This is a genomic window from Brevibacterium sp. CCUG 69071 (assembly GCF_021023135.1).
Classification (GTDB): Bacteria; Actinomycetota; Actinomycetes; order Actinomycetales; family Brevibacteriaceae; genus Brevibacterium.
The window spans coordinates 571,726-595,951 of record NZ_PGFV01000002.1; the positions used below are offsets into that span (position 1 = coordinate 571,726).

A 24,226-nucleotide genomic window follows, 5' to 3' on the forward strand; every position below is an offset into this window, starting at 1 on the left:
GGCGCTGGTGCCGGCTGAAAGCCGCGCGGATCACACCGCGCGACTCACACCGTTCGGATCAGAACGCGCGCTGCAGGACCGCCTGCTTGACCTCGGAGATCGCCTTGGTGATCTCGATGCCGCGAGGGCAGGCCTCGGTGCAGTTGAAGGTGGTGCGGCAGCGCCACACGCCTTCCTTGTCGTTGAGGATCTCGAGGCGCATGTCCCCGCCCTCGTCACGCGAATCGAAGATGAAACGGTGCGCGTTGACGATCGCGGCCGGACCGAAGTACTGGCCGTCGGTCCAGAACACGGGGCACGACGAGGTGCACGAAGCGCAGAGGATGCACTTGGTGGTGTCGTCGAAGGCCGCGCGCTGCTCGGCGGACTGGAGGCGCTCACGCGTGGGCTCGTGGCCCGAGGTGATGAGGAAGGGCATGATCTCGCGGTACGACTGGAAGAAGGGCTCCATGTCGACGATCATGTCCTTCTCGAGCGGAAGGCCCTTGATCGCCTCGACGGTGATCGGCTTCTTCGTGTCGAGATCCTTGAGCAGGGTCTTGCACGCCAGACGGTTGCGACCGTTGATGCGCATGGCATCCGAGCCGCACACGCCGTGGGCACAGGAACGGCGGAAGGACAGCGAGCCGTCGATCTCCCACTTGATCTTGTGCAGGGCATCGAGCACACGGTCGGTGCCGTACATCGTGACGTTGTACTCCTCCCAGTGCGGCTCCGAGTCCTGTTCGGGGTCGAAGCGTGCGATCCGGAAGGTGCAGTCGAAGGAGGGGATCGAGCCGCTGTCGCCGGCCACGTGGTCGGGCAGGTCGATCTTCGATGCGGGTTCGGCTGTTTCTGCAGTGGTGCTCATCAGTACTTACGCTCCATCGGCTGGTAACGGGTGACGATGACGGGCTTCGTCTCCAGGCGCATGCCCTTGATGCCGTCGGTCTCCGATTCGGGATCGAGGTAGGTCATCGTGTGGTGCATGAATCCCTCGTCGTCGCGGTTCGGGTAGTCCTCCCGGAAGTGTCCGCCGCGGGATTCCTTGCGGTGGATGGCTGCGACGGAGATGACCTCGGCTAGTTCGAGCAGGAAGCCGAGCTCGACAGCCTCGAGCAGGTCGAGGTTGTAGCGCTTGCCGCGGTCCTGGATGCCGACGTTGTTGTAGCGTTCGCGCAGCTTGGCGATCTCGTCCAGGGCTTCCCGGAGGGTCTCGTCGGTGCGGAACACCTGCACGTTGGCGTCCATGATGTCCTGCAGGTCCTTGCGGATGGCGCCGATGCGCTCGGTGCCGTCGGAGGTCCGCATCTTCTCGAGCAGGGCGACGACGTCGGACTCGGAGTCCTCCGGCAGCTCCACCTCATCGGCGGTCTTCGCGTATTCCGCGGCGGCGATGCCGGCGCGCTTGCCGAAGACGTTGATGTCGAGCAGCGAGTTCGTGCCCAGACGGTTGGAGCCGTGCACGGACACGCAGGCGCACTCACCGGCGGCGTAGAGGCCGGGGATGACGGTGTCGTTGTCCGCGAGTACCTCGGCGCCGATGTTCGTCGGGATTCCGCCCATCGCATAGTGCGCGGTCGGGAAGACGGGCACCGGCTCGGTGTAGGGCTCCACGCCGAGGTAGGTGCGGGCGAACTCGGTGATGTCCGGCAGCTTCTCATCGATGTGCGCAGGCTCGAGGTGGGTGAGGTCGAGGAGGACGTAGTCCTTGTTCGGACCGCAGCCGCGGCCTTCGCGCACCTCGTTGGCCATCGAACGCGCGACGATGTCACGCGGAGCGAGGTCCTTGATCGTCGGGGCGTAGCGCTCCATGAAGCGCTCACCGTCGGAGTTGCGGAGGATGCCGCCCTCACCGCGGGCCGCCTCGGACAGGAGGATGCCCAGTCCGGCCAGACCCGTCGGGTGGAACTGGAAGAACTCCATGTCCTCGAGCGGGATGCCCCGGTTGTAGGTCACGGCCATGCCGTCACCGGTCAGGGTATGTGCGTTCGAGGTGGTCTTGAACACCTTGCCGACGCCGCCGGTGGCGAAGACGATCGACTTGGCCTTGAAGACGTGGATCTCACCGGTGGCGAGTTCGTAGGAGACGACGCCCGCGGGACGCTTGACCCCGTCGACCTCGGTCATGACGAGGTCGAGGACGTAGAACTCGTTGTAGAACTCGACGCCGTGCTTGACGCAGTTCTGGTAGAGCGTCTGGAGGATCATGTGTCCGGTGCGGTCGGCCGCGTAGCAGGAGCGGCGGACCGGGGACTTGCCGTGGTCGCGGGTGTGACCACCGAAGCGACGCTGGTCGATCTTGCCCTCGGGGGTGCGGTTGAAGGGCAGCCCCATCTTCTCGAGATCGAGGACGGCGTCGATGGCTTCCTTCGCCATCACCTCGGCGGCGTCCTGGTCGACCAGGTAGTCACCGCCCTTGACGGTGTCGAAGGTGTGCCATTCCCAGTTGTCCTCTTCCACGTTCGCCAGTGCGGCGCACATGCCGCCCTGAGCGGCGCCCGTGTGGGAGCGGGTGGGGTAGAGCTTGGTCAGCACCGCGGTGCGGGCGCGCTGGCCCGATTCGATCGCTGCGCGCATCCCGGCGCCGCCGGCACCGACGATGACCACGTCGTAATGATGTACCTGCATGTTTCTCCTTTTAGGCCTGGCAGAACGACGCCAGCAGTGCGGGGTCGGCTCCGGCCGGGCAGGGATCGAAAGTGAAGATGACGAGCGTGCCGAGCACGATGACGACGATCGAGGCGATGTAGAGGATCACCTGAAGGCTCATGCGGGTGCCGGGCTTCTCGGCGTAGTCCATGATGATGGTGCGCAGGCCGTTGGTGCCGTGCAGCATCGCCAGCCACAGCATCAGCAGATCCCAGATCTGCCAGAACGGGCTGGCCCACTTGCCGGCGACGAATCCGAAGTCGATGGCCTGAACGCCTTCGCCGGCCCACAGGTTGACGAAGAGGTGGCCGAAGATGAGGATGACGAGGACGATGCCGGAGATGCGCATGAACAGCCAGGCGAACATCTCGAACTTCGACCGGGTCGACTTGTGCCGCGAATAACCGGTGCGAGGAGCCGGAATGGATGTTGTGCTCATGTCAGCCTCCGAACGTGTGCATCATCTGGCGGGGGATGAACGCGAGCATGATGATGAGCCAGATGATCATGACTCCCCAGAACAGCTTCTTCTGGTTCTTCGGGCCACTCTTCGAGAAGTCGACGAGAATGACGCGCAGACCGTTGAACGCGTGGAATGCGATCGCGGCGACGAGGGCGATCTCGCCGAATGCCATGACCGGTGTCTTATAGGTGCCGATCACGGCGTTGTAGGCCTCGGGCGAGACGCGGACGAGTGCAGTATCGAGCACGTGGACCAGAAGGAAGAAGAAGATTCCGACGCCTGTGACGCGATGCGCGACCCAGGACCACATTCCTTCGTTTCCTCGGTACAGAGTGCCCGTAGACGCTTTGGCCACGGAGCATCCTCCATCTTGGGTAATTCGACTGTGTACGTCTAGAAGCTACGCTCAACACCGCCTCGGTGCCAGTCGAGACACCGCCGAGAGCCGCGGATCACACCACAACCCTGGCAGTTCCCTCAAAATTGGGATTTGCGGTCTCATGGAATTTCATTTAGGGCACAGTCGTATTCGCTAATTCCGGGGTTCACGTGTGTGACCTGGGAGGTCGAAACGCCCGCCGAGGCGGGGGATCGTCGGGGGTCGTGGTTCGTCGACGATGTCGGGAAGTGGAGTTCCCCGTGACCGGAGTTCCGGTTCTCCCCACTCCGACACGGCGGACAACATCGGTGAACCCCTGCCCGAACTCTGAGACACTGATTTCGTGAACACCCACTTCCACGCCATCATCCCTGCCGGCGGATCCGGAACCCGGCTCTGGCCGCTCTCGCGCAAGGCATCCCCGAAGTTCCTCCACGATGTGCTCGGCACCGGACGCAGCCTGATCCAGTCCACCTGGGACCGCGTGGCACCCATCGTCGGTGACGAGAACGTCTGGGTCGTGACCGGACAGAGCCACCTCGAACAGGTCGCCGAACAGCTGCCGGAGATCTCGCCGACGAAGATCCTCGCCGAACCCTCACCCAAGGACTCCGCGGCAGCGATCGGCCTGGCCACCATGCTCATCGCACAGGAGGACCCCGAGGCGATCGTCGGCTCGTTCTCCGCCGATCACTCGATCACGAACGTCGACGAGTTCCGCCTCGTCATCGACCAGGCCTGCGTTGCCGCCGAGACCGGCGACATCGTCACCGTGGGCATCATGCCCCGCAATCCGGCCACCGCCTATGGCTACATCGAGACCGGTGAGCTGCTCGGCCTCGACGGTGCGCCGACGGCCAGGCGGGCCAGGGCCTTCGCCGAGAAGCCCGCCGCGAGCACCGCCCGCAAGTACGTCAACTCCGGCCGCTACCGGTGGAACGCCGGCATGTTCATCGCCAAGGCCTCGGCACTGCTCGACGTACTCGCCACCGAAGACCCCACCCTGTTCGCCGGGCTGAGCCGGATCGCCCGGGCCTGGGGCACCGAGTCTCATGAGGACACCCTCGCCGAGGTGTGGCCCGGCCTGGAGAAGCGAGCCATCGACTACGTCGTGGCCGAACCGGCTGCCGCAGCCGGCCGCGTCATCGTCATCCCCGGCGACTTCGGCTGGGACGACGTCGGCGACTTCGACTCCGTGGCCCGCCTGCGCCAGCCGGTGCCCGGCGAACCCCGCGGGGTCATCTCCATCGGCGGCAACTGCGACCTCCTCGAGGTCGACTCCTCCGGAGTCGTCTTCTCCGAACAGCCGCGCACCGTGGCCATCGTCGGGCTCGATGACCTCGTCGTCGTCGACACCGAGGATGTCCTGCTCATCACCTCCCGCTCGCACGCGCAGGACGTGAAGAAGGCCGTGTCTCTGGCCGGGGAGCGCGGACTCGACGACCTCCTCTGAGACGGAGCCTGCGGCTGGGCCTGAGTCGGAGCCAGCGGCGGGACGCGGTGTCTGTGTGTCGAATTTGGTCGCATTGCGCCCAAATATGACGGTGAGTGCCTAGCATGGCTACCAATGTTTGAGAAGACCGACCCTCGCCCCGACGGCGTTGCGCTCACCGAAGGACAAGACGTGATCAGCTCGAGAATTGCTGAGATCGGTGCAGAGCTCATCGATTTCCGCCGCGACATCCATGCTCACCCGGAACTGTCCTTCCAGGAGTACGAGACGACCGACAAGATCGTCTCCCGTCTCGAAGCCGCGGGGCTGAACCCGAAGCGCCTCGAGGGCACCGGAGTCGTCTGCGAGATCGGCGAGGGCCCCGTCGCGGTGGGACTGCGCGCCGACATCGACGCCCTGCCCATCGACGACCTCATCGACGAGGAGTTCCGGTCGACCGTGCCCGGGGTCGCCCACGCCTGCGGCCATGATGTGCACCTGACCGGCCTCGTCGGGGCCGGCATCGCGCTGCAGCAGATCCACGAGACCACCCCCGGCGGCCTCGGCGGCCGGGTGCGTCTGATCTTCCAGCCCGGCGAGGAAGTCACCCCGGGAGGCGCCCTGCGCGTGATCTCCCAAGGCGTCCTCGACGAAGTGCCCGAGGTCTACGCCGTCCACTGCGATCCGAACGTCGACGTCGGCAGGATCGGCTCGCGCATCGGCGCCATCACCGCAGCCGGAGACACCGTCATCATCCGCCTCTCCGGTCACGGCGGACACACCTCCCGGCCGCACCTGACCGAAGACCTCGTCTACGCCCTGGGCAAACTCGCCACCGATCTGCCCTCGACCCTGGGGCGTCTCATCGACCCCCGGCATGCGATCTCCCTGGTCTGGGGTGAGATCAGCGCCGGACACGCCGCGAACGTCGTGCCCAGCGAGGGGATCCTGCGGGGCACTCTGCGCTGTCTCGACGTGGACGGCTGGAATCAGGTCGCCGAGGTGCTGCCCGAGCTGGTCGAGCGCATCGCCGGCCCGTACGGGGTCGAGGTCGATCTCGAACACCGCCGCGGCGTGCCACCGGTCGTCAACACCGAGGACCAGGTGGCGCTCATCGAGACCGCCGTGCGCGAGGAGCTGGGCGAGAACTCGGTCCAGCTGACCCCGCAGTCCATGGGCGGGGAGGACTTCGCCTGGTACCTCACCCACTGTCCCGGCGCGCTGGTGCGGATGGGCACCCGCACCCCCGGCGGCCACACCTACGACATCCATCAGGGCGATCTGCTCATCGACGAGAGAAGCGTCGAGATCGCGGCCCGCATCTTCACTGCCACCGCCCTCAAGGTCCTCGACCGCTCGTGAGACACCCCCGCACCGCCCACTCAGGCTGAGCCGATAATCTTGGACGCATGAGAAGGAAGGTCACGTCGCCGGTACTCGGCGCCAAGCTCGGCGCGGGCCTCGGCGGGGGACTCGGCGCTGGCCTCGGTGCAGGTCTCAGCGCCCTGAGCCTGTTGGCCCTGGCCGGCTGTTCGGTGGCCGCCCCAGAGCCCGTCGAGGAGACGACCACCGGCTGCATGATCTCGGCACCGGCCGGATTCGACGATCACTCGGCCGGAGCACTCACCCTCGAGGAGACCGAACTGGCCCGCTCGGCCGGACTGTTCTCCGCGACCTCGAGTCAGCGCGTCTCGAACTCCTCGGCCACCTCGGCGGCCCTCAAACGGATGAACGGGCAGGACTGCGCGCTGACCACGGTCATCGGACCCGGCGGCGCCGATGAGCTCGGCGCCCATGCCAAGGCCCACCCCGACGCCGTGTTCCTCGGCGTCGCCAGCGGGCATGAGGATTTTCCGGACAATGTGCTCAGCATCGACTTCGACCTCGTCCCGCCGGCCTATATCGCCGGATACATCGCCGCCACGGCCAGCGAATCCGGGAAGGTTGGTGCCGTCGTCTCCCGCGGATTCCCACAGGCCGAGAAGATCCTCGCCGCCTTCGACGCCGGGGTCGAGCTCTACAACAAGGAGTCCGAGGACGACGCCGAGGAAGTGAAGTCCTACCGTGGCTCCTCGACGCTCGACCGGACGGTCGACGACACCGAAGGCGCCGGCCGGGACTTCTTCGACGCCGCCCACGATGACGATGTCGACGTACTCGTGCCCTTCGGTTCGGCGGCGGCCATGGGCGTGGTGAACTCCGCGACCGAGACCCGCCTCGAGCAGACGACGGCCGAGCCGGACGAGGACGAGGGCGAAGACGCGGACCCGATCCTGCCGAAGATCATCTGGTACGGCACTCCGGGCGCGTTCAGCAAGACGATCATCGCGACGATCGAGCCCAACGTCCGGCGCGGCCTGCGCAGCATGTTCCCCGAATGGCCGCAGAGCAAGAACCCCGACGAGGTGGCCGAGGCGTCGAAGGAGACTCCCGAAGATCTGGGCGGATTCCTCGTCGCTGACCGCCACTACGAAGGCACGATCGACAACGGCGGGATCCGGATCGCGGCCGAGGACGGATTCCTCAGCAGGGTCTCCGACGCCGGTCGCAGCATCACCGATCTGCGCGAGCGGATCAAGAGCGGAGACATCGACCCGGAGAAGTCCTGAGGATTGCATGGGCGCGGGGAAGTCAGCGCTGTCATGTCCCGGCGATCCGATAAGCTGGGGCGGTGATGAATACTCCCGCCGGCGTCGCATCGGACGACCCGATTCTGCAGCTGCCCAAAGTCTCCCTCCATGATCACCTCGACGGCGGTCTGCGCCCGGCGACGATGATCGAACTGGCCGAGCAGATCGGCCATGAACTGCCCGCCGGTGATGCCGAGTCGCTGGGACGCTGGTTCTCCGAATCGGCGAACTCCGGTGACCTCGTCCGCTACCTTGAGACCTTCTCCCACACGGTCGCGCTCATGCAGACCCGCGAGGGCCTGGCCCGGGTGGCCAAGGAATGGGTCCTCGACCAGGTGGCCGACGGCGTGTTCTACGCCGAGGCCCGGTGGGCACCCGAACAGCACCTCGAAGGCGGACTCGACCTCGATGCGGCCGTCGACGCCGTCCAGGAGGGACTCGAAGCCGGAGTCATCGAGGCGTCCGCAGACGGCAAGTTCATCCGCGTCGGCCAGATCATCACGGCCATGCGCCAGGCCGACAATGCCATGGCGATCGCCGAACTCGCCATCCGCCACCGCGAGAAGGGCGCCGAATCCGGCGTCGTCGGCTTCGACATCGCCGGCCCGGAGAAAGGCTTCCCGCCCTCGGCGCACCTCTCGGCCTTCAACGCCCTGCACCAGGCCTACGTGCCGGTGACGATCCACGCCGGCGAAGCCGACGGCAAGGAATCCATCCACGAGGCGATCACCATCTGCCATGCCCAGCGCATCGGCCACGGGGCCAGGATCGTCGAGGACATGGACATCGTCGAAGGCGAAGGACAGCTGGGCAGCCTGGCCGCCTGGGTCCTCGACCAGCAGATCCCGCTCGAGCTGTGCCCGAGCTCGAACCTGCAGACCGACATCGGCGGCACCATCGCCACCCACCCGATCACCGGGCTGAAGGACCTCGGCTTCGCCGTGACCATCAACCCGGACAACCGACTGATGTCGGGCACCTCGGTAACCCGCGAGATGCGCCTCCTCGTCGACGAGGCCGGATGGACGCAGACCGACCTCGAGTGGGCCACCGTCAACGCGATCACTGCGGCGTTCCTGCCGCTCGATGTGCGTGAGCGTATGCTCGACGAGATCCTCATCCCCGGATTCGCACGGGTGAACATTTGACGCAGAAGGGCAACGGCTCGGCCGATCGCGCTGGGGGAACCGGTGGCTCTGGGGGACCCGGTGGCACCGGGGGCGGCGACCGCGGGGGAGCCGGTCGAGGGCGAGCCGGTTCAGCCGGTCCCGATGATCACGGCGTTCCCGCGCCGCGGGCCATGCTGCTCGTCGTCACGGTCCTCGGTGTGCAGGTCCTCGTGCTCCTCGGCTCGGCCGTGACCTTCGTCGTCACGGCCTTCGGCGCCGGGTCTCTGGCGGGGTCACTGCTGGGCCTGGCCGTCATGTTCCTCATCTTCGCGGCCGGTGTGGCCGCAGCGGCACGCGGATCGTGGCGGTTGCATCGGTGGGCGCGGCCCGCGGCGATCGCCTTCGAACTCCTCGTCATCGTCTTCGGACTCAGCGTCATCGGCGGCTCCCTGTGGTTGGGCCTCGGCTGCCTGCTCACCGCCATCGCCGTGATCATCGGCTACTTCCTGCCCCCGGTCGTCGACGCCTACAACCGAGCCCTGGCCGACTGACCTGCCGCGGGGCAGCGGCGCAGAGAATCAGCACGCAGGGGATCAGCTCTCCGGCGGATCCTAGCGCTGGGTGCGCTCGGCTTCAGCGGCCATGAGCCTCGGTGGGGCGAGGCCGATGAGCGTATTGCGCAGAGCGATCAGCGGTGCGGATTCGAGCTGGAAGAGCGTGCCCAGGAGTCGTGACTTCGCCGCGATGGACTGCGTCCGACGCCGGCGCAGCCTGTCATAGCGCGAGAGCACCTCGGCAAGGTCCTCGTCCGCGGGCTCCGAGTCAGCCTGAGCGGCCAACAGCCGCACGAGCGTCGCCGCATCTTCGAGCGCCTGACCGCCACCCTGTCCGAGGTTCGGCGTCATCGCATGGGCGGCATCGCCGAGGAGGACGATCCGACCGGTGTGGAAGCTCGGCAGGTGCGCCCCGAGGTCGGAGATCGGCGTCCGGCCGATCGCCTCGGCCGCTGTCGCCGCGATGAGTTCGGCGATGGGGGAGTGCCAGCCGGCGAACATCTGCTCGACCGTGGTCTTCTCATCGGCGAACACGGCGCGCTCGGGCATATTCGCCACCGCGAACCAGTACACGCGCCCATCGGCCAGCGGTGCGATCCCGAAGCGGCGGCCGCGTCCGAGGGATTCCCCGGCCGCGCCTTCAAGATCCACCGGCACCGAGGTGATGCCCCGCCAGGCGGAATACCCCGAGTAGCGGATCGGCACCTGCCCGGCGACGGCCTCGCGGATCCGACTGTGGAGTCCGTCGGCACCGATGACGAGGTCGAAGGTCTCGTCGGGTCCAGACCGGAAGGTGAGCGTTCCCTCGGGACTCGCCGAGGTGACCTCCGCCGAGGTGCGTACAGTGCCCTCGGGGAGGTTGTCGAGAAGGATCCTGTGGAGATCGGCGCGGTCGACGATGCGCAGTTCGCCCACGGAGCCACTCGGCAGACGCGCAATCCACGTGCCGTCGGCCTTTCTCTGTCCCGCCGTGAGGGATTCGACCTTCTTGTCGGTGATCGCCTCGAATTCGCCGCGCAGTCCCAGGGCGTCGAGGGCGGTCAGTCCGTTGGCGAAGATCGAGAGCCCCGAGCCTCCTGCACGGACCGCCTCGGCGCGTTCGAACACTCTCACCTCGGCGCCGGCGCGGTGGAGTCCGACGGCCACGGAGAGACCTCCGATGCCGGCTCCGACGATGCCGATCCTCATGCCCTCACCTCCGGTGCTGTGGTGTCTCGGTCCGCGACTGCGCCATGTCGCCTGCTCGCAGCCGATGCCAGAGCTACTGCTGCAGGTATTCTCCGCAGGCTTCGGTGAGGAAGTCGCCGGCGACTTCGCCCTCTTCGCCGAGGCTGATCGCCGTCATCTGAATGCCCCACCAGACCTGGGGCGATCCGCCCCACTGTGCCCGGAAGTCTTCGCGCTTGTCGGGATCATCGGCGAGGTCGTCGGCGGCCAAGGAGATCCGGTCTTGGGCGTCATCGGCCGTGCACCGCGCCTCGTCATCGGGGCTCTGCGGGTCGAGTTCGGAAATGTCCTCGTCGTCGACGGTGGTCAGCGTGTATGCCGAGCCGCCGATCTCTTCGACCTCGAAGGTGCCGTGGATGAGCAGGAACGGGGATTTGTCCGCGTCGACGTTCTCGGCATCGACGGTGACGCTGACGCTGTCGGGGGAGTCTGCGGTCACGGTCATCTGACCGGAGTCGGGAACCTCGGGGTTGCCCGAGTGGACGTAGACCTTGAGGTAGGCCTCGGTCTTCTTCTCGGCCGCCTCGGCGAGGCCCTGCCAAAGCGGATCGGTCTCCTTCGCACCGCCGGGGGAGGAGTCGACGACGGAGACTTCGGGGGCGTCGTCCGGAGTGGCGATCGGGGTGACCTCTTCCTCGCTCACGGACGGCCGCGGCTGGGGGCGGGTGTCCTCGCCGGTCGACACACAGGCCGTCGTCGTGGCCAGCAGCGCGGCGGCGGACAGAAGGGCAAAGGGGCGAAGTCGCATGGTTCCTCGAGTGATCGTCGGGGGCGGTGACCGGGATCCGCGGATCCTCTTCTCAGACTAAAGGTCGCGAGCCCTCGGGCCTCGGCGGACGCGCTGAGACGGGGCTGATCCGATGCGCTTGGACCACAGCGATCGGACGCGCTGACCCCGGAACGGCCAGTGGCGTGGGCGGATCCGACGCGCTGACCCCGGCCCGACCGATGCGTGGGCGGGACCGAGGCGGTTCAGGAGTCGCGGTGCGCGGCGATGAGTTCGCGCAGACCCGCCTTCTGCACTCCGGCCTCGTCGAAGTTCGCCTCGTCGAGCCACTCAAGATAGGCGGCACGCAGGGCAGGCCATTCGGAGTCGATGATCGAAAACCACGCGGTGTCCCGGTTGCGGCCTTTGACGATCATGTGCCGGCGGAAGAGTCCTTCGAAGGTGAAGCCGAAGCGTTCGGCGGCGCGCTTCGAGGGGACGTTCTCATCGTTGCACTTCCACTCGAAGCGTCGATAACCGGCGGAGAAGGCGAGAGCGGCGAAGAGGAACAGGGCCTCGGTGGCCGCGCGGGTCCGCGACAGGGCCGGACCCCACAGGATGTTGCCGATCTCGATGACCCCGTTGACCGCGTCGATGCGCATGAGCGCCTGGCGTCCCTCAGCGCGTCCGGTGGCACGGTCGACGACGGCGAAGAACAGGGGATCGGGGGAGGCGGCCGCCTCGGCGATCCAGGGATCGAAATCCTCACGCCGCGTCTGCGGCTCTTCGGGCAGGTAGCGGAATCGGTCTTCGACGCCTTCGGCGGAGGTCGCGGCGAACAGGGTGTCGCCGTGTCGGGCCGGGTCGAGAGGTTCGAGGTCGATATAGCGACCGTGGATCGTCTCGCGCCGAGGTGGCTGAACCCCGGTCCAGGTGCCGAGCTCGCCGTCCTTGCTGGTGTCGGTCATCGTCCGTCCTTTCGTCGAAGGTGCAGTCTTTCGTCCGTGGTGTGGAAGCGGTGCCCCGCTGCCACGGCAGCGGCTCGTGCCGTCAGTCCTCAGGCCGTCAGTCCTCGTCGCTGTCGAAGCCGGTGGAGAGCTCGCGCAGCAGGGACGCGAGCTTGCGTCGACCGGCCGGGGTCAGACCGTCGAGGATCTCGCGCTCCTTGACGAGCAGATCGGCCAGAGCCGAATCGACCGTGGCGCGACCCGATGCGGTCAGCCGGACCAGCACGCCTCGGCGATCACCCGGATCGGGCAGACGTTCGACCCAGTCGCGAGTGACGAGTCGGTCGATGCGGTTGGTCATGGTGCCGCTGGTCACGAGAGTCTCCTGGAGCAGCGTCGACGGCGAGAGCTGGTAGGGCTCCCCGGAGCGACGGAGAGCGGAGAGCACGTCGAAGGCCCACCCCTCGATGCCGTAATCGGTGAAGCTCGTCTTCCGGGCCAGATCCAGTTGCCGGGACAGACGCGAGACCCGGGAGAGGATCTCCATCGGTGAGACATCGAGATCGGGGCGCTCGTGACGCCACGCTGCGACTATTCGATCGACCTCGTCCATGATCCGATTTTACGTCCAGATCAAGAATCTTGACGCCAAAGATACTTATTGACGAGAGATTCCTTACTCCTTCCAGGATTTGATCAGCACATTTGGAAGCTCGGGTGCCTTTGGGAATAAGGTGGTGCGTGGTTGTTGCATCCGTCAACGAACCTGCGGGGCCAAAAGACCCGGCAGCAGAAACGAAGGAATACACGTGGATCTTTTCGAGTATCAAGCACGTGACCTGTTCGAGAAGCACGGAGTGCCCGTGCTCAAGGCCCAGGTCGCGACGACACCAGAAGAAGCGAAGAAGGCAGCCGAAGAACTTGGCGGCGGAGTCGTCGTCGTCAAGTCTCAGGTCAAGATCGGCGGCCGCGGCAAGGCCGGCGGCGTCAAGGTCGCGAAGAACCCCGATGAGGCAGAAGCCCGCGCCAAGGACATCCTCGGCCTCGACATCAAGGGCCACATCACCGAGAAGGTGATGATCGCCGAAGGTGCGGACATCGCCGAAGAGTACTACTTCTCCGTCCTGCTCGACCGTTCCAACCGCACCTACCTGGCCATGTGCTCCAAGGAAGGCGGAATGGAGATCGAGCAGCTCGCCGTGGAACGCCCGGAAGCGCTCGCCAAGATCCCCGTCTCAGCCATCGATGGAATCGACGCCGCGAAGGCCGAAGAGATCGCCGAGGCCGCCGGCTTCGATGCCGACACCGCTGCGAAGGTCGCCCCCGTGCTGTCGAGCCTGTGGACCGTCTTCGAGTCCGAGGACGCCACCCTCGTCGAGGTCAACCCGCTGGTCAAGACCGGTGCCGGTGACATCCTCGCCCTCGACGGAAAGGTCTCTCTCGATGAGAACGCCGACTTCCGTCACCCCGAGCACGAGGAGCTGCGCGACATCAGCGCGGAGAACCCCCTCGAACTCAAGGCCAAGAAGCTCGACCTCAACTACGTCAAGCTCGACGGTGAGGTCGGAATCATCGGCAACGGTGCAGGACTCGTCATGTCGACCCTCGACGTCGTCGCCTACGCCGGTGAGAACCACGACAACGTCAAGCCCGCGAACTTCCTCGACATCGGCGGCGGCGCCTCGGCCGAGGTCATGGCCAACGGACTCGACGTCATCCTCGGCGATGACCAGGTGAAGTCCGTCTTCGTCAACGTCTTCGGCGGCATCACCGCGTGTGACGCAGTGGCCGACGGCATCGTCAAGGCCCTCGAGATCCTCGGTGATCAGGCCACGAAGCCGCTCGTCGTCCGCCTCGACGGCAACAACGTCGAAGAGGGCCGGGCCATCCTCGAGAAGGCCGCTCACCCGCTCGTCACCCTGACCGACACCATGGACGGTGGAGCCGACAAGGCCGCCGAACTGGCTGCTGCCAAGTAAGGAAAGGTCTTTACACCAATGTCTATCTTCCTGAATTCCGATTCGAAGATCATCGTCCAGGGCATCACCGGCGGCGAGGGAACCAAGCACACTGCGCGCATGCTCGCAGCCGGCTCGAACGTCGTCGGCGGTGTCAACGCCCGCAAGGCCGGCACCACCGTGACGCACACCGACAAGGACGGCAACGAGGTCGAGCTGCCTGTCTTCGGTTCGGTCTCCGAAGCGATGGAAGCCACCGGCGCCGATGTGTCCGTGGCCTTCGTGCCGCCGGCCTTCTCCAAGGACGCGGCCATCGAAGCCATCGACGCGGGTATCGGTCTGCTCGTCATCATCACCGAGGGCATTCCGGTCCAGGACGCCGCCGAGGTGTGGGCCCGTGCGCAGGCCGCAGACAATGCGACCCGCATCATCGGACCCAACTGCCCGGGCATCATCTCGCCCGAGGCTTCGCTGGCCGGCATCATCCCCGCCAACATCACGAAGAAGGGCAAGCTCGGACTGGTCTCCAGGTCCGGCACGTTGACCTACCAGATGATGTACGAGCTGCGTGACCTCGGCTTCTCCACCGCCATCGGCATCGGCGGCGACCCGGTCATCGGCACCACGCACATCGATGCCCTCGAGGCCTTCGAGAACGATCCCGAGACCGAAGCCATCGTGATGATCGGCGAGATCGGCGGAGACGCCGAAGAGCGTGCCGCCGCCTACATCAAGGACAATGTGTCGAAGCCCGTCGTCGGCTACGTCGCAGGCTTCACCGCTCCCGAAGGCAAGACCATGGGCCACGCCGGCGCCATCGTCTCCGGCTCCTCGGGAACCGCAGCGGCGAAGAAGGAAGCGCTCGAAGCTGCAGGCGTCAAGGTCGGCAAGACCCCGACCGAGACCGCCGAGCTCATGCGCGAACTCCTCGCCTGAGGTAAGCCCTCACCGTATAGCGGCGCGCTCGGCATCAGACGAGCGTTCGCGATAACAGCGCGGTCAGAGTGTCAATGTGCAGAACTGGTTCTGGACAATTGCACTTTGACCGCGCTGTTGCATGTCCAGAGGCTTCGCCCGGGACTGCCACTCGAGATTCGCCAGGTTCTCAGCACAGCTGAATCTTCCAGCGCAGCTGACCGACCCCTGACCGTGGTGACCGGCGAGAGGTGAAGTGGCGCTACGCTGTAGCTGTGAATGAGGACACACAGACAACAGCGCAGCCCAGCGGCGGCGAACCCGTGACCACGACACCGGCCGTCGACCCGAACTCGGAGGCGCACCCCCGCAACTTCGGCTCGGACAATTGGGCCGGGGCCCATCCCGAAGTCATCGCCGCGATCGCCGAGGCCAATGTCGGCCACACCCCCGGCTACGGCGGGGACCCCTGGACGGCGCGGTTCCACGAGGTGATGAAGGGCCACTTCGGCCCGGAGGCGCAGGCGTTCCCCGTCTTCAACGGCACCGGCGCCAATGTGCTCGCCCTGCAGTCGGCGCTGCCCAGGTGGGCGGCCGTCATCACCGCCGAATCCGCGCACATCAACTACGACGAGACCGGGGCCCCGGAGAAGGTCGGCGGGCTCAAGATCATCGGCGCGCCCACTCCCGACGGCAAGCTCACTCCCGAGATCATCGAGGGCGCAGTCCTCGGCCGCGGCAACGAGCACAACGCGCAGCCCCTGGCCGTGAGCATCTCCGAATCGACCGAGTGGGGCACGAGCTACACGCCGGCGGAGATCGCGCAGATCGCGGACTTCGCCCACGACCAAGGCATGATCGTCCACGTCGACGGCTCCCGGCTGGGCAATGCCGCCGCTTACCTCGATACGGAGCTCGGATCGCTGACCACGGCGACCGGCGTCGACATCATCAGCCTCGGCGGGACGAAGAACGGACTCCTCGGCGCCGAGGCGATCGTCGTCCTCAATCCCCAGATCGGCCAGGGTATGCGCTTCCTGCGGAAGATGAACCTGCAGCTGGCCTCGAAGATGCGCTTCCTCTCCGCCCAGCTCAATGCCCTCTACGATGGTGACTTGTGGCGGACCTCGGCGAACCACGCCAACGCCATGGCCCAGAGACTGGCCGAATCCCTCGCCGAGGTGGAGGCCGCCGGCCGTATCCCCGGACTGTCGGTGGTGCAGAAGGTCGAGTCGAACGTCGTCTTCGTCCGTATGCCCGCCGAGGTGGCGGCGCGGGCGCGGCAGCGGTTCGCCTTCGCGGACTGGCCCATGGAACGCGGCATCGTGCGCCTCATGTGCGCCTTCGACACGACCGACGAGGACGTCGCCGCCCTCGTCGCGGCGATCGCCGGGTCTACTTCTTCTTTCGGTCGGCCTTGACCGAGACGACGGGGACTTCGGAGTCGAGGATGATGCGCTGAGCGGTCGAGCCCATGATGAGTTTGCCGACGGGGGAGCGGCGACGCGATCCGATGACGATCATACGGGTGTCATCGGCCGCCTCGGCGAGGGCCAGAAGCTCTTCGACGGGATCATTTCCGCGGAGGAACTGGAGGATCTCGTGGGAGACCTCGGAGGCCTGCAGGGTCGACTTGAGCTCGTCGATGTCCTTGTTCGTCGCCACACCGCGTTCGTCAGGGGTCTCGCCGATTCCGGCATTGAGCACGATCACGGTGTCATCGAAGGCGCGAGCCTGTTCGATGCCGAACGCGACTGCGGCCTTGCCTTCGGGCGAGGGGGAATAACCGACGAGAATTGTCATGATCTCTCCTGGTACGACATCGGACGAAGCACTCTCAATTAGTAGCACATCACCCGGGTCGCAGGTGGCATCGGTGCACCTCCGAGACGAAGGATCCGCGCGTCGCTGACCGCTTACTGAACGATTGGTCGGCACTGGCTGAGAAGGAGTATGGTTACCTCCGGCACAAACTCAACTTGTCGTAGGGAAAGAAGAACAGCGCGTGGCTGAGAACAGACAGACATCCGGCGCCGGAACCGGCTCCACGGGGGCTCCGAAATCCGAATGGCAGACGGTGAAGTCGATCATCGCGGCCTCCTCGGGCAACCTCGTCGAGTGGTTCGACTTCTACATCTACGCCTTCTTCAGCGTCTACTTCGCCGACCAGTTCTTCGTCGCCGACAACCAGGCGCTCTCCCTCATGCAGGCGGCCGGTGTCTTCTTCGTCGGCTTCCTCATGCGCCCCATCGGCGGTTACGTCTTCGGCCGTGCCGCGGACCGCCTCGGGCGCAAGAACTCCATGCTCATCTCGATTCTGCTCATGTGCGCCGGATCCCTGTGCATGGCGATCCTCCCGACGAGCGACCAGGTCGGTTCGTTCGCGGCCATCCTGCTCCTCATCGTCCGCATGATCCAGGGCCTGGCCGTCGGCGGCGAATACGGTGCCACCGCCACCTACATGTCCGAGGTCGCCACCGAAGGAAAGCGCGGCTTCTACTCCTCCTTCCAGTACGTCACCCTCATCGGCGGACAGCTGCTGGCCAGCCTCCTCGCTGTCATCATGACCCACACGCTGGGCACCGAGGACATCGAGGCCGGCTGGTGGCGACTGCCGTTCGTCATCGGCGCCGCTGCCGCCGTCGTCTCACTCTGGCTGCGCCGCGGACTCGCGGAGACCACCTCGGCGGACACCCGGAAGAACGAGAACTCGGGCAGCTTCCGCGAGGTGCTGCGCCACCCGCGGGCGTTCTTCGTCGTCCTCGGCATCACCTGCGTCGGCTCGCTCGTCTTCTACGTCTTCACCACCTACATGCAGAAGTACCTGCTGCTGCAGAACGAAGGCACCCCCGGCGAAGAGATCTTCAACAAGGGCTCGATCGCCGACCTGATGACCATCTGCCTGCTCATCTTCATCGTCATGCAGCCCATCGCCGGTAAGATCTCCGACAAGATCGGGCGCAAGAACAACATGCTCATCTTCGTCATCGGCATGATCGCCCTGCCGATCCCGCTGCTGAACATGATCGGCAAGGCCGAGTCCATCGTCACCGCCGGCATCCTCATCGTCGTCGCGATGGCGTTCATCAGCATGTACACCTCGATCTCCGGCATCGTCAAAGCCGAGATGTTCCCCGCCCACATCCGCGGCATCGGCGTCGGCTTCACCTACGCGATCGGCAACTCCCTCTTCGGCGGATCGGCCGAGTACGTCGCCCTGTGGTTCCGCAACGCCGGCATCGGCCCCTGGTTCGCCTTCTACGTCGTCATCATCGCGATCGGCAGCTTCGTCGCCGTGCTCTACATGCATGACAACCGCAAACACTCGACGATCGACAACGCCGGCTCCTCGGCCTACCAGCGCATCAAGGGCTGAACCCGGGAGATCCGAACGCGCCGAACGATGACATCGGCACTGTGGAGGCAGGCATCCGGCCAGTCCGATTAGACTGTTCGGATGCCTGCCTCTCTGCTGCCTCCTGGTTCCCCCGCCGCCGAACGCAGCCGCGAGCTGACGGCAGATCTCGCCGACCGTCCCGGCCTGCCTCAGGCGCGGCTGCTGGCCGAATACGTGCTCGGCCGCCGCAGCGGTGACCTCGATGTCTCGGGTCGGGACACGGAAGGGATGTTCATCGACGCCGAGGCGGCCGCCGAGGTCCCGCACGAGATCATCGTCGTCGATGACGCCCAGGGCCTGCAAGCGGCGCTGCTGAGTGAATTCGTCGAGCTGAGGACGTACAACGACCGCATCGATGAAGCGCGCAGGGTCGCCGAGGTCGCCCCCAACGCCGAGGGGGTCGAGCGACTCTCGGACCTCGGTGCGCGAGTGACCGCGGCTGCACCGACAGACCGCGAGACCTGGGCGGTCGTCAACGCTCCGAAGGCGATGAACTCCCTGGCCGAGACCCTCGCCGCCCTCCAACCGCACGTGTCCACGCTCATCGTCATCGGCCGCAGCGAGACGATGAGCAGAGCGATCAACAAGGAACTTGCGCGCGGCTTCGCCCGGGTCGACGTCTCACCCGGAGTCGGCAAGCATCGGATGATCATCGGCAGCCGGCCTCTGTCCTCACCGAGCCTGTCCCGTTTCCCCAAGGCCGGGCGCATCGACCACCCGGCCACCGGGCCGCTCGAGGTGTGCGCCCATGGTGCCTGCTTCTCCGGGGTGAAGAACGACGAGGGTTCGGCGCTGCTGCTCGAGGCCCTGGCCGCCGAGGTGGCCGCCGGCGGGTTGACCCCCGACTCGGTGCTCGATCTCGGCTGCGGCAACGGCTGGCTGCTCAGTGCGGCCCTGCAGGTCACCGGGGCGGACACGGGAGTCGGGGTGGATGTGTCCAGGGCGGCGGTCGCCTCGGCGCGGGCGACAGCGGAAGCCAACGGTGCTGTGGAGCCGCAGGCGACCGCAGAGGTCGCTGCCGCGGCGGAGCCGAACACCGTTGATATCGCCCTCGGGGACGCCGCGGGCGACTCCGATCCGGCCGTGACCGGTCTGGGTCCCTTCGACCTCATCCTCCTCAACCCGCCCTTCCACCAGGGAACGACGATCGAGACGGACACCGCCGAAGACCTCATGCGCACCGCGTCCGCCCACCTAGCCGCGGGCGGACGCGTGCTCACGGTGTTCAACACCCACCTGCGCTACCGGGACCGACTCGACACACTCATCGGCCCCAGCGAGCAGTTGGCCCGGAATTCGAAGTTCACGGTCATCGCCAGCCGGCGGGGATAGCCGGCGGCCCTGAGCACTCTGCGCGGAGACCGACCGAACGGTGGGCACCGGCGACACTGCCCTCACACCTCCGGTTCGGCAGCCCCCGGCACGACCAGCCCCGATTCGTAGGCGAGGACGACCAGCTGCGAGCGATCACGGGCATCGAGCTTGCCGAGCAGTCGGCTCACGTAGGTCCGCGCGGTCTCCGGGCTGATGAACAGTCGGGCGCCGATCTCCTGATTCGACTCCCCGAGCCCGACCCTGGCGAGGACCTCCCGTTCGCGCTGTGTGAGAGTCTCGAGGAGCTCGGGGCGCAGGGTATGTTCCTGCATCCGGCTCAGCCGTTTCAGAACGGTGTTCGTCACCGCTGGTGAGAGCAGCGAATTTCCGGCGGCGACGGTGCGGATCGCCCGGCGCAGCTCGGTCGGCGAGATGTCCTTGAGCAGGTAGCCGCTGGCGCCGGCGGCAATCGCCGAGACGATGTCATCATCATCGTCGAAGGTGGTGAGCACGATGACACTGACCCCGGACAGAGCCGGGTCCGCCGTGATCTCCCTGGTCGCGGTGATTCCGTCCATGACCGGCATGCGGATGTCCATGAGCACGACGTCGGGACGATGCTGGCGGATGTGGCTGAGTCCGGCTCTGCCCTCGGCCGCCTCGGCGAGGACGTCGATATCGCCGTCGTGGACGGCCAGCTGACGCAGGCCTGTGCGCACGAGCTCCTGATCGTCGACGAGGATGATCCCGGTCATTCCGGCAGCCTCCTCGGCACTCGGGCTTCGAGTCTGAATCCCTGCCCCGGCCGCGCCGAGGTGGTCAGGCGGCCGCCCATCAGCCTGACCCTCTCGCGCATGCCCGGCAGACCGTACCCGCGGGATTGCGGTTCCCGGCCGTCACCATTCCCGCCGTCACCGTCACCAACACCAACACCGTCACCAACACCGTCGCCGTCGTCGACGACGGTGACGAGCACGTCGTTCCCGTTGACGCTGACGGCGACGTCGACCGCTCCTGCCCTCGCGTGTCTGAGTACGTTCGTGATGCCCTCCTGAATGATGCGGACGATGACGGTTTCGACCGGAGCGGGGACCTCACCGGTCTTCACGTCGATACGGGAATCGACCCGGAGACCCGCGGTGCGAGCGCGTTGAAGGAGGACGTCGATGCCGCCGAGGTCGAGCGCCATCGTGGTGTCCTCGCCCTCGGTGCGCAGCAGCCTGACCATCGACCGCAGTTCGGTCAGCGATGCGGCGGCCTCGGTGCGAACCCGCTCAAGCGCCTCGGACGCATCCCTCTGACGCACCTCGTCGGCAAGCGGTGCGTGAGTCGCGACGGCGTCGCCGCCGCTCTCGAGCGCCTCGATGCCAACATTGGCATGGAGGGAGAGCACGGACAGACGATGGCCGATGGTGTCGTGGAGGTCCCGCGAGATCTCCACGCGTTCGCGCTGCCGGCGGACGTCGGCCTGATGGGTCAGCCGCTCGTCCTGGAGTCGGAGCACCTCGGTCTGCCCCGCGACGAATCGGCGGTGCGTGGCCACGGCATAGCCGAGCGCGACGGCGGCGGAGAGGAGGGCGATCGTCGACAGCGATTCGGCCCCGAGCAGCCTGCCCAGCGGCAGGGAATCATCGCGGATCCGGAAGGCGGTGGCGACAACGACGACGATGATGCCCGAGATGATCGCAAACCGGGTCAGCCCCACCTCGGCGAGGGAATACAGGGCGGCGACCACGGGCAGGGCCACCCCGATGGGGGTGAGATCGAGACTGTAGTAGGCGAAGGTGCCGAGCACGCTGAGGACGGCCACGGTCCGGGGCATGCTGCCTCGCAGCAGCAGGATCGCTCCGAAGCCTGCGGCGAAGACAAAGGACAGCGGTCGGATCGCGGCGTCCGCATCGGTCTGGGCGAGGGCGATGATGAGGCTGAGCGCGACCGCGACCGCCACGCCCAGGATGATGTCGGTTCTCCGCGGTGCCATCCCACCAGCTTAGGGATCGGAGACCGGCTTGGGCAGGCCCCGAGGCGGATGGCGATGTCGCTTCTCGACGTAGCCGCAGACTCAGGCCGGGCCGAATCGCGCCTTGAGCACCTCGGCCGTCGCACCGATCCCGGCCGCGGCCACCTCGTGTGGGGTGCCGGCGGCGACGATCCGACCGCCCTCGGGGCCTGGCCCGGGGCCGATGTCGATGAGCCGGTCGGACCCGGCGGCGAGCTCCATATTGTGATCGGCGATGAGGATCGTATCGCCCTCGTCGACGATCTGACGGAACAGCTGCCCGAGCACCCGAGCATCGTCGGGATGGAGACCGTTGGCCGGTTCGTCGAGGATGAACAGGGTCGACTCGCGTGTCTTCCGCGCCCGCATCACAGCGGCCAGGCGCAGGCGCTGGGCCTCACCTCCGGACAGCGTCGCCGAGGTCTGGCCGAGCAGGAGCCCGCCGAGGCCGACCCGCCGCAGGATCTCGAAATGCGCTTCCAGGCCGAGCCGATCGGCGAACACGGCGGCGGCTGCGTCGATGGAGAGACCGAGCACATCGGCGATCGTCAGGTCATCGACTCTCACCTCGAGGGTCTCCGGGGTGAAGCGCTGACCTTCGCACTCCGGGCAGGTGCCGCTAGCCGCGGGCAGGTGGACGAGGTCGATGGTGATGATCCCCAGTCCCTCGCAGCGCGGGCAGCGACCGCGCGCCGTGTTGAAGGAGAACTGGGAGGAGGTGAAGCCGCGCGCCCGGGCGAGGTCGGTCTTGGCGAAGAGGCTGCGGACCTTGTCGAAGATGCCCAGATACGTGCCGATGACCGACCGGGGCGAACGGCCGATCGTCGACTGGTCGAAGCTGACCACCCGGTCGAAGGCCTCGAGCCCGCTCGCGCTCGCCCCGGCCAGACCGTGGCGTGCCTCGGCGTGGGCGTCGGCCTGCCCGTCTTCGTCGCCGTCGAGCGGGGCCGCCCCGGACCGGCGCGCCAGCGCGGCGACCGAGCGCAGGATCGAACTCTTTCCGGCCCCGGAGACGCCGGTCAGCGTCGTCAGCGCGCCGACTGGGAAGGCCACGTTCAGATCGTCGAGGGTGTTCGCCGAGAGGCCCTCGCAGCGCACCCAGGTCTCGAAGTCCTGCGGCGGCCGCCACGGATCGGTCGGGGCGGCATTGCGCAGCCGCACCGCCGTCGAGCTCTCACCCTCCAGTGCCTTCGCGACGGGACCGGAGAACATCAGCTGCCCGCCCTGTGCCCCGCCGCCGGGACCGAGTTCGATCACCCAGTCGCAGCGGCGGACGATCTCCATGTCGTGTTCGACGAGGATGACGGTGTTGCCCGCATCGCGCAGGGCTTCGATGTGAGTGAAGAGGTGATCGGTGTCCTGGGGGTGGAGACCGGTCGAGAGCTCGTCGAAGACGTAGACCATGCCGTGCAGGCCGCTGTGCAGGTGGGCGGCCAGGCGCAGACGCTGGAGCTCCCCGGGGGACAGGGTCGCCGCCGAGCGGCTGGGCGGCAGGTAGCCGACGCCGAGGCGCTCGATGACGTCTGTGCGCTTGTCGAGTTCGTCGAGGAGGACCTGGGCGGCCTCATCGGCGGCGCCGGTGAATCGTTTCGCACCGCTGGGCCCGGCCGCGAGATCGGCGGTGATCGAACGGTGGACCGTCCGGGCCAGATCGGTGAGGCTGCGCGCGGCCACCTCGGCGATGTTCGCGCCGTCGATGGTCACCGCCAGAGCCGCGGGGTTGATGCGGCTGCCGTGGCAGTCGGGGCAGGTCTCGTTGCTGAGGAATTCCTCGGTGCGTTCGCGCACCGTCGCACTGCCGGTGGTGACCATGGTGTCGAGGAGGTAGCGGCGGGCGCTGCGGAACTTGCCCGTGTATTCGCGGGCGACGTGGTCGGCGATGTCTTCGGGCTTGACCGTCACCGACGGCGTGTCCTCGGTGGTCAGCAGCCAGGTTCGGGTCTCTTCGGGCAGGCGGTCGAAGGGGATGTCGACATCGATGCCCATGGCTTCGACGAGGTGTCGGAAGTTCCGGCCCAGCCAGCCTCCCGGCCAGGCGGCGATCGCGCCCTCGCGGATGCTCAGTGAGCCGTCGGGCACCGCCGCGGCGAGGTCGATGTCGTGGATGCTGCCTTTGGCCGCGCAGGTCGAGCACGCCCCTTCCACGGTGTTCGGGGAGAACGCCGAGGCGAGCAGTCGTCCCTGCCCTTCGGGGTAGTCGCCGAAGCGGGAGAAGAGCACCCGCAGCAGGTCCGAGACCTGGGAGAGGGTGCCGACGCTCGAGTTCTCCGGTGGGGTCGTCACCAGCTGTTTGACCGCGATCGCCGCCGGCAGGCCGGTGATCCGGTCGACCTGTGGGGCGGCTACCGCCCCGAGCAGGTGGCGGGTGAAGGGGGAGACGGATTCGAGGTAGCGGCGCTGCGCCTCGGCGTAGATGGTGTCGAAGGCCAGCGACGACTTTCCCGAGCCCGACACTCCGCAGATGCCGATGAGCTTCCGGTGGGGGAGGGAGACGGAGAAGCCGGTCAGATTGTGCTCATGGGCACCGACGATGCCGATCTGCTCGGTCATGCCTGACCCCTTCCT

Annotated in this window: 22 protein-coding genes; 10 read left to right on the plus strand and 12 right to left on the minus strand. The window is 66.8% G+C overall.

All coding sequences use genetic code 11. The features are described 5' to 3' along the window. Nucleotides 1-58: 58 nt before the first annotated feature. The 4 genes from CV023_RS07785 to sdhC are packed head-to-tail and all read right to left on the minus strand — an operon-like array spanning nt 59 to nt 3,449. A complete protein-coding gene (locus tag CV023_RS07785; protein ID WP_230744902.1) occupies nt 59-850 on the minus strand; it encodes a succinate dehydrogenase iron-sulfur subunit in 792 nt (263 codons plus the stop codon). Continuing rightward, nucleotides 850-2,610 carry a succinate dehydrogenase flavoprotein subunit gene (sdhA, locus tag CV023_RS07790; protein ID WP_230744903.1) on the minus strand — a complete coding sequence of 587 codons (1,761 nt, stop codon included), beginning with the start codon at nt 2,608-2,610 and terminating at the stop codon, nt 850-852. Before sdhA ends, CV023_RS07785 begins: the two co-directional genes overlap by 1 nt. Nucleotides 2,611-2,620: 10 nt before the next feature. Next, the gene (locus CV023_RS07795) at nt 2,621-3,070 is read right to left on the minus strand and encodes a succinate dehydrogenase hydrophobic membrane anchor subunit (protein ID WP_230744904.1); all 450 of its coding nucleotides are present in this window, start codon (nt 3,068-3,070) and stop codon (nt 2,621-2,623) included. A gap of 1 nt (nt 3,071) precedes the next feature. Further along, nucleotides 3,072-3,449 (minus strand): succinate dehydrogenase, cytochrome b556 subunit, encoded by a 378-nt coding sequence (gene sdhC, locus CV023_RS07800; protein WP_230744905.1) that lies wholly within the window; start codon nt 3,447-3,449, stop codon nt 3,072-3,074. Nucleotides 3,450-3,816: 367 nt separating this feature from the next. On the opposite strand from sdhC, the gene CV023_RS07805 reads away from it, so the two are divergent. The 5 genes from CV023_RS07805 to CV023_RS07825 all read left to right on the plus strand — a co-directional run bounded on the left by CV023_RS07805 (nt 3,817) and on the right by CV023_RS07825 (nt 9,195). Next, complete coding sequence (locus CV023_RS07805; RefSeq protein ID WP_230744906.1) at nt 3,817-4,926, plus strand: mannose-1-phosphate guanylyltransferase; 1,110 nt, start codon at nt 3,817-3,819, stop codon at nt 4,924-4,926. Nucleotides 4,927-5,040: 114 nt separating this feature from the next. After that, complete coding sequence (locus CV023_RS07810; protein WP_230744907.1) at nt 5,041-6,267, plus strand: amidohydrolase; 1,227 nt, start codon at nt 5,041-5,043, stop codon at nt 6,265-6,267. 47 nt (nt 6,268-6,314) lie between these two features. Continuing rightward, nucleotides 6,315-7,514 carry a BMP family ABC transporter substrate-binding protein gene (locus CV023_RS07815; protein WP_230744908.1) on the plus strand — a complete coding sequence of 400 codons (1,200 nt, stop codon included), beginning with the start codon at nt 6,315-6,317 and terminating at the stop codon, nt 7,512-7,514. A gap of 65 nt (nt 7,515-7,579) precedes the next feature. Continuing rightward, nucleotides 7,580-8,683, plus strand: coding sequence for an adenosine deaminase (locus tag CV023_RS07820; protein WP_230745180.1), 1,104 nt, complete (start codon nt 7,580-7,582; stop codon nt 8,681-8,683). Further along, complete coding sequence (locus tag CV023_RS07825) at nt 8,680-9,195, plus strand: hypothetical protein (protein ID WP_230744909.1); 516 nt, start codon at nt 8,680-8,682, stop codon at nt 9,193-9,195. The genes CV023_RS07820 and CV023_RS07825 overlap by 4 nt, the downstream gene beginning before the upstream one ends. 60 nt (nt 9,196-9,255) lie before the next feature. On the opposite strand, the gene CV023_RS07830 is transcribed toward CV023_RS07825, so the two are convergent. From CV023_RS07830 to CV023_RS07845, 4 genes are all read right to left on the minus strand, one after another. Further along, entirely contained in the window at nt 9,256-10,386 is a 1,131-nt protein-coding gene (locus CV023_RS07830) for an FAD-dependent monooxygenase (protein WP_230744910.1), read from the minus strand. A gap of 73 nt (nt 10,387-10,459) precedes the next feature. Next, nucleotides 10,460-11,173, minus strand: coding sequence for a hypothetical protein (locus tag CV023_RS07835; RefSeq protein WP_230744911.1), 714 nt, complete (start codon nt 11,171-11,173; stop codon nt 10,460-10,462). 224 nt (nt 11,174-11,397) lie between these two features. Beyond that, entirely contained in the window at nt 11,398-12,099 is a 702-nt protein-coding gene (locus tag CV023_RS07840; RefSeq protein ID WP_230744912.1) for a GNAT family N-acetyltransferase, read from the minus strand. 97 nt (nt 12,100-12,196) lie between these two features. Next, on the minus strand, nt 12,197-12,691 hold the full coding sequence (locus CV023_RS07845; protein WP_269067197.1) for a MarR family winged helix-turn-helix transcriptional regulator: 495 nt from the start codon (nt 12,689-12,691) through the stop codon (nt 12,197-12,199). A gap of 196 nt (nt 12,692-12,887) precedes the next feature. Between CV023_RS07845 and sucC the strand changes: the two genes are divergently transcribed. The 3 genes from sucC (at nt 12,888) to CV023_RS07860 (ending at nt 16,372) form a co-directional block, all read left to right on the plus strand. Then, a complete protein-coding gene (gene sucC / locus CV023_RS07850) occupies nt 12,888-14,057 on the plus strand; it encodes an ADP-forming succinate--CoA ligase subunit beta (RefSeq protein WP_230744913.1) in 1,170 nt (389 codons plus the stop codon). Between the two features lie 18 nt (nt 14,058-14,075). Continuing rightward, nucleotides 14,076-14,972, plus strand: a complete 897-nt coding sequence (gene sucD / locus CV023_RS07855) for a succinate--CoA ligase subunit alpha (RefSeq protein WP_230744914.1) — start codon at nt 14,076-14,078, stop codon at nt 14,970-14,972. Nucleotides 14,973-15,226: 254 nt separating this feature from the next. Next, nucleotides 15,227-16,372 carry a threonine aldolase family protein gene (locus tag CV023_RS07860; protein WP_442859928.1) on the plus strand — a complete coding sequence of 382 codons (1,146 nt, stop codon included), beginning with the start codon at nt 15,227-15,229 and terminating at the stop codon, nt 16,370-16,372. Here the strand turns inward: CV023_RS07860 and CV023_RS07865 are convergent. Next, nucleotides 16,347-16,754 carry a universal stress protein gene (locus CV023_RS07865; RefSeq protein ID WP_230744915.1) on the minus strand — a complete coding sequence of 136 codons (408 nt, stop codon included), beginning with the start codon at nt 16,752-16,754 and terminating at the stop codon, nt 16,347-16,349. The two genes, CV023_RS07860 and CV023_RS07865, sit on opposite strands and share 26 nt — an antisense overlap. A 202-nt stretch (nt 16,755-16,956) precedes the next feature. Here CV023_RS07865 and CV023_RS07870 point away from each other — a divergent pair, with 202 nt between their 5' ends. Continuing rightward, nucleotides 16,957-18,327 carry an MFS transporter gene (locus tag CV023_RS07870; RefSeq protein WP_230744916.1) on the plus strand — a complete coding sequence of 457 codons (1,371 nt, stop codon included), beginning with the start codon at nt 16,957-16,959 and terminating at the stop codon, nt 18,325-18,327. 81 nt (nt 18,328-18,408) lie between these two features. Next, entirely contained in the window at nt 18,409-19,680 is a 1,272-nt protein-coding gene (locus tag CV023_RS07875) for a class I SAM-dependent methyltransferase (RefSeq protein ID WP_230744917.1), read from the plus strand. A gap of 62 nt (nt 19,681-19,742) precedes the next feature. Here the strand turns inward: CV023_RS07875 and CV023_RS07880 are convergent, their stop codons facing one another. The 3 genes from CV023_RS07880 to CV023_RS07890 all read right to left on the minus strand — a co-directional run bounded on the left by CV023_RS07880 (nt 19,743) and on the right by CV023_RS07890 (nt 24,211). Further along, complete coding sequence (locus CV023_RS07880; RefSeq protein ID WP_230744918.1) at nt 19,743-20,417, minus strand: response regulator; 675 nt, start codon at nt 20,415-20,417, stop codon at nt 19,743-19,745. Continuing rightward, nucleotides 20,414-21,643 (minus strand): sensor histidine kinase, encoded by a 1,230-nt coding sequence (locus tag CV023_RS07885; RefSeq protein WP_230744919.1) that lies wholly within the window; start codon nt 21,641-21,643, stop codon nt 20,414-20,416. The genes CV023_RS07880 and CV023_RS07885 overlap by 4 nt, the downstream gene beginning before the upstream one ends. An 81-nt stretch (nt 21,644-21,724) precedes the next feature. Next, nucleotides 21,725-24,211: an ATP-binding cassette domain-containing protein gene (locus CV023_RS07890; protein WP_230744920.1), complete on the minus strand. Its 2,487-nt coding sequence runs from the start codon at nt 24,209-24,211 to the stop codon at nt 21,725-21,727. Nucleotides 24,212-24,226 lie beyond the last annotated feature (15 nt).

Excerpts from the sequence above, each read along its gene's own strand:
- CV023_RS07785 (WP_230744902.1), bottom strand. The coding sequence starts at position 850 with ATGAGCACCACTGCAGAAACAGCCGAACCCGCATCGAAGATCGACCTG.
- sdhA (WP_230744903.1), bottom strand. The coding sequence starts at position 2,610 with ATGCAGGTACATCATTACGACGTGGTCATCGTCGGTGCCGGCGGCGCC.
- CV023_RS07795 (WP_230744904.1), bottom strand. The coding sequence starts at position 3,070 with ATGAGCACAACATCCATTCCGGCTCCTCGCACCGGTTATTCGCGGCAC.
- CV023_RS07810 (WP_230744907.1), top strand. The coding sequence starts at position 5,041 with ATGTTTGAGAAGACCGACCCTCGCCCCGACGGCGTTGCGCTCACCGAA.
- CV023_RS07815 (WP_230744908.1), top strand. The coding sequence starts at position 6,315 with ATGAGAAGGAAGGTCACGTCGCCGGTACTCGGCGCCAAGCTCGGCGCG.
- CV023_RS07820 (WP_230745180.1), top strand. The coding sequence starts at position 7,580 with ATGAATACTCCCGCCGGCGTCGCATCGGACGACCCGATTCTGCAGCTG.
- CV023_RS07830 (WP_230744910.1), bottom strand. The coding sequence starts at position 10,386 with ATGAGGATCGGCATCGTCGGAGCCGGCATCGGAGGTCTCTCCGTGGCC.
- CV023_RS07835 (WP_230744911.1), bottom strand. The coding sequence starts at position 11,173 with ATGCGACTTCGCCCCTTTGCCCTTCTGTCCGCCGCCGCGCTGCTGGCC.
- CV023_RS07840 (WP_230744912.1), bottom strand. The coding sequence starts at position 12,099 with ATGACCGACACCAGCAAGGACGGCGAGCTCGGCACCTGGACCGGGGTT.
- CV023_RS07845 (WP_269067197.1), bottom strand. The coding sequence starts at position 12,691 with ATGGACGAGGTCGATCGAATAGTCGCAGCGTGGCGTCACGAGCGCCCC.
- sucD (WP_230744914.1), top strand. The coding sequence starts at position 14,076 with ATGTCTATCTTCCTGAATTCCGATTCGAAGATCATCGTCCAGGGCATC.
- CV023_RS07865 (WP_230744915.1), bottom strand. The coding sequence starts at position 16,754 with ATGACAATTCTCGTCGGTTATTCCCCCTCGCCCGAAGGCAAGGCCGCA.
- CV023_RS07875 (WP_230744917.1), top strand. The coding sequence starts at position 18,409 with ATGCCTGCCTCTCTGCTGCCTCCTGGTTCCCCCGCCGCCGAACGCAGC.
- CV023_RS07880 (WP_230744918.1), bottom strand. The coding sequence starts at position 20,417 with ATGACCGGGATCATCCTCGTCGACGATCAGGAGCTCGTGCGCACAGGC.
- CV023_RS07885 (WP_230744919.1), bottom strand. The coding sequence starts at position 21,643 with ATGGCACCGCGGAGAACCGACATCATCCTGGGCGTGGCGGTCGCGGTC.
- CV023_RS07890 (WP_230744920.1), bottom strand. The coding sequence starts at position 24,211 with ATGACCGAGCAGATCGGCATCGTCGGTGCCCATGAGCACAATCTGACC.